The sequence below is a fragment of the Gilliamella sp. Bif1-4 genome (assembly GCF_001690535.1).
GTDB classification, from domain to species: Bacteria; Pseudomonadota; Gammaproteobacteria; order Enterobacterales; family Orbaceae; genus Gilliamella; species Gilliamella bombi.
Genome location: NZ_LZHC01000096.1, coordinates 1 through 4,687 on the forward strand (window position 1 = coordinate 1; position 4,687 = coordinate 4,687).

Annotated in this window: 3 protein-coding genes; all 3 read left to right on the forward strand. The window is 38.2% G+C overall.

Annotated elements, in window-relative coordinates:
• A partial coding sequence (locus A9G25_RS12130; RefSeq protein WP_218057627.1) for a hypothetical protein occupies positions 1 to 1,031 on the forward strand: 1,031 nt, incomplete at its 5' end.
• 766 nt (positions 1,032 to 1,797) lie between these two features.
• Positions 1,798 to 3,387, forward strand: a complete 1,590-nt coding sequence (locus A9G25_RS12135) for a hypothetical protein (RefSeq protein WP_065627100.1) — start codon at positions 1,798 to 1,800, stop codon at positions 3,385 to 3,387.
• Positions 3,388 to 4,088: 701 nt separating this feature from the next.
• Positions 4,089 to 4,550 carry a hypothetical protein gene (locus A9G25_RS12140; RefSeq protein WP_065626272.1) on the forward strand — a complete coding sequence of 154 codons (462 nt, stop codon included), beginning with the start codon at positions 4,089 to 4,091 and terminating at the stop codon, positions 4,548 to 4,550.
• Positions 4,551 to 4,687 lie beyond the last annotated feature (137 nt).

Consider the following 4,687-nt stretch of genomic DNA (forward strand, 5'->3'; position numbering starts at 1 on the left):
GGCACAAGGCCTGGCAAACCTATGTCTTAAATTTATTAAATAATTCTATTCGACGAGTTTTTGCACGAAACTTATTTATATCTTCGAAATTATCTCTCAACTTATTATCGAAATTGTCCCGAAAAAGCTTATTGGTGTTGGGGCTGTTATTATTGTCATCTTTATGGAATGTACAGGCGAATGGTAAAAAATATCGAGCGGATAATCGTAGTGATGCAATAATGCTACCGTCGGCAGTTATCAATTATGCAAGGCCGAATCTAGAACGGGGGGTTGGGATATATGCAGGCCCAGCTGACATATGGAATCTTAAGAAGGGCTTTTTAGTTCAATCTATCAATCCTGAATCATACAATCAAAATTTCCCGACCACAGGTGCGCATAATTTATATTTTGATTTACTCATAACAGGAATAGAACCAGAAGAATTGACATGGGAACCCGTTACTTTGGGGGGAATTACTGCAACAGTGACAAATGTTGTAGCTAAGGATTGGTGGCTTCCTTATGAAGATTGGGGAGTTGTAGCCCGTGTTAAGTTAACAGGTCCAGAGGCAAGAACTCAAAGGAATAATCCTAAACCTAGTCAAATAGCTAAGCCACAGTTACCGCAGACGTTTGAGTTAGTGGGTAGAGATATATATGGCGTTGAGGTAGTAAAATATGGATTTGTATTAAGGCAGTGGTTCGTCAATCGGGGTCGTCGATGGAGCATTTATAGTGACCATTTAGCATGGTGTAATAGTTTGGGTTATCGAATGCCACGGGTAAGAGATTTAACCAATGCAAACTATAATAATTTAGGCGCAGCACCTAGTTCATCAGATAATCATTACAAGCGTCACATAGGCGCTGGCTTTTTCACGGAGTGGGGCACCATGAGCAACTACACTGATGCGGGCTTCGTCAGCACCGGCTACTGGACGAGCGACGCTACAGGTAGCTACCAGTTCCCTGTCGACTCGCGCTACGGCTTCGTCTTCAGCCTCAGTGCCAGCGACTCCCGCTATGGCCTTTGCACCGCACCTTAGCTTTTAGCGTTTAGTTCTTAATCCTTAGGGCGCGGAAGGGGGTTACGGTGCTTGAGAGGATAATATAACAAAGAATAAAGCCCCCGCGTAAGTTGGGGCGCTGAGCAGGCAAAGTCTGTGAACCTAGCGCTTTAATGACTGAAAGTCAAAACAATGCTTCGACCGATACAATTTTCAAGCTTGCGCTTTTGCTATTAACTGACTGTTATTAACAAGTTATTATTAAAATAACTATTATCAAATAACAAAAGCGCTTTTATTAAAAAGCCAAATTCAATGTAATAAAAAACTATCCTATAAAAGATTGATTTTATTTAAAAATGCAAATAAAAACTTCAATAAAATCAATGGTCTACCTGAGCGATTTTTAGAGCAAAAAAACATGCTTATAGCACCACAATGCTAATATGCCTGCCTTATCACAGCATCAAAATATACCGATAACGAAATAAAGCTAGCACGCCAAACTGGGCTGTTGGGTGTGTTTGTGTTTTAGATGTTATCAGCAATATTAATCATTCCGCAAAAATCAAAAAGTCCTAAAGCTAATACCCTATTTTAATTATAAAATTCACCTATCTATAAAGCTGAACTGTTTTCATCTTTACATTTCTTTACATTTCTTTACAAAAAAGTTCGCAAAAAAACTAGTCAATCATTCCTTAAACGGCTATACTTTCATCGCTTTAGAAAAATGAGCTTATTAAATAAGCAAATAAACATAAAAATTCAAATAAAACAAAATATTAATTGTAGGTGAAACGAAATGCAGTACCCTTTTAGGCACAAGCAAACTTATGTCTTAAATTTATCAAATAATCCTATTCGACAAGTTTTTACTCGAAGCTTATTTATACCTTCCAAATTATTTCTCGAATTATTTCTCGAATTATTTTCGAAATTATCCACAAAACTATTTTCAAAAATCCCATTGGCATTAGCGCCGTTGTTGTTATTGCCGTACTCTTTAGAATCGCAGGCACTATCGGCCACGACTTCTGAGCGCATTCACGGTACTGCGCCTTATTTAACTATTGATGGCGGTACTACCAAATTGACTACCACAGACGACTTATTAAGTATTAAATTATGGGACGGCCGAACATTCACACCGCAAAATAATCCTTCATCACCAACCGCGCTAATCGAGTTACCTAATGCATGGGGTACTTTTGCTGATATTGAAATGATAGTCCCGCCATTAAGCGACTCAATAAATATAAATGACTTAGTAACACAAGGTAATTGGGGCGATGATGATGGGGATGGACAGGGAGCAGGTGAAGTTACTGCATCAGGAAGTATATCGTTAGCAATAACGGATAAAGATGGCAATACCATTAATCGTAGTGATGCATTAGATATATGTAATGCACCTTATAAGGTAACTTTAAGTAGTACTGGAGGGAATTTAGCTACACAATATGGTTTGCCAGATAGTAGTACTTTTAGTGGAGGAACAGCGGAGTATTATATCACACCACCTTCACCGCCCGTTATTTGTTCGGTCAGGCCGAATTTGTTGTTGGGTGGAACAACTGGCTTGGATTGGGACGACCCACGCTTCGCTGGTCCTGCTAACATATGGGATCCAGCTAAGGGTTTTTTAGTTCAGTCAACAAACCCATCATTTTACGATTTAAATTTTCCAACGACTGGTGCAGATGGCTTGTTTTTTGATTTGGACATAGGTGGAATATATGCAAGTCAGTTGAGTTGGACAGTTAACACGAGTGGTAGTATAAATGCAACAGTGAGTTGGAGGTTGCCGAACCAAGGTGATAAATGGATTACCGATAAATCAAAATATGTAACACGGGTAACGTTGCATGGTCCAAGGGCAAGTAGTAGTCAGATAAGTTCAAGTAATCCTGGTCAAATTACCGTGCCATCTTTACCACAGAGGTTTGAGTTGGTGGGAAGGGATAGTAGTGGTAATGAGGTGAGGTATGGATTTGAGTTGAGACAGTGGTTTGTTCATCGAGCAGATAAAAGGTTTTCTGTCTCTGAGCAGGCCGCTTGGTGCCGTAGTTTGGGATACCATCTTTCACGGGTCAATGAGGTAACTAACGCAGTTTGTTCTGGAGTGGGGGTTAATCCTGCTTTCCCTTGTACTGGAGCTGTTGGCGCTACGCCGCCGTCATCTGGTAATCATTACCAGCGTCAAATTGGTGCAGGTTTGTTCACAGAGTGGGGTTACATGAATAATTATGCCGATGCAGGTTTTCTCTATTTCGATCATTGGACGAGTGACGCTATAGGAGGCGATAAACACTTCGCCGTTAACTCAAACGATGGCTATGTGGACAGCAATAAGGACTTTCTCGACAGGTATGGTATTTGTACCACACCTTAGTGTTTATTTTTTAATTTGTAGACGTAGGAGGGCGCTGAGCAGGCAAAGCCTGCGAGCCTTGCGCTTTAATGGCAGAAAATTAAAATAGCACCCCGACCGATACGACTTAAAAGCTTGCGCTTTTGTTATTAACTGACTGTTATTAACAAGTTGTTATTAATAGCTATTATCAAATAACAAAAGCGATTTTTTATTTCTTAAAAAACCAAATTCAACGTAATAAAAAAATAACTAGCCTATAATTGTTTTATTTTATTTAAGAATTCAAACAAAAACTTCAATAAAATCAATGGTATACCTGAGCGATTTTTAGAGCAAAAAAAACATGCTTATAGCACCACAATGCTAATATGCTTGCCTTATCACAGCATCAAAATATGCCGATAACGAAGTAAAGTTAGTACGCCAAACTGGGCTGTTGGGTGTGTTTGTGTTTTAGATGTTATTAGCAATATTAATTATTCTGCAAAAATCAAAAAGTCCTAAAGCTAACACCCTATTTTAATTAAAAAATTTACTTATCTCTAAAGCCAATCGTTTTCATCTTTACATTTCTTTACAAAAAAGTCCGCCAAAAAAACTAGTCAATCACCCCTTAAACGGCTATACTTTCATCGCTTCAGAAAAATGAGCTTATCAAACAAGCAAATAATTATAAAAAATTCAAATAAAACAAAATATTACTTGATAGGTGAAACGAAATGCAGTACCATTTTAGGCACAAGCACTGGCAAACCTATGTCTTAAATTTATCAAATAATCCTATTCGACAAGTTTTTACTCGAAACTTATTTATATTTTCGAAATTATTCACAAAATTATTTTCAAAAATCCCATTGGCATTAGCACCGTTGTTGTTATTGCCGTACTCTTTAGAATCGCAGGCATTATCGGCCACGACTTCTGAGCGCATTCATGGTACTGCGCCTTATTTAACTATTGATGGCGGTGTTACTAAAGTGACTGAAATAAGGAAATTATTAGGTATTAAGTTATCAGACGGCCGAACATTCACACCGCAAAATAATCCTTCATCACCGACAGCGCCAATCGAGTTACCTAATGCATGGGGTACTTTTGCTGATATTGAAATGATAGTCCCGCCATTAAGCGACTCAATAAATATAAATGACTTAGTGACACAAGGTAAATGGAGTGGATAGGCTACACTAATTCATACAACTTTTTTAAGGGGTAAGGTAAACTTATCACAACTAAAAAAGGAACAAATATGAATAAGATTAAACGCAAAAGACGAACATTCACAGATGATTTTAAACACCAAATGGTCAGTCTTTAT

Coding starts and splice junctions, on each gene's coding strand:
- A9G25_RS12135 (WP_065627100.1), top strand. CDS start 1,798: ATGCAGTACCCTTTTAGGCACAAGCAAACTTATGTCTTAAATTTATCA.
- A9G25_RS12140 (WP_065626272.1), top strand. CDS start 4,089: ATGCAGTACCATTTTAGGCACAAGCACTGGCAAACCTATGTCTTAAAT.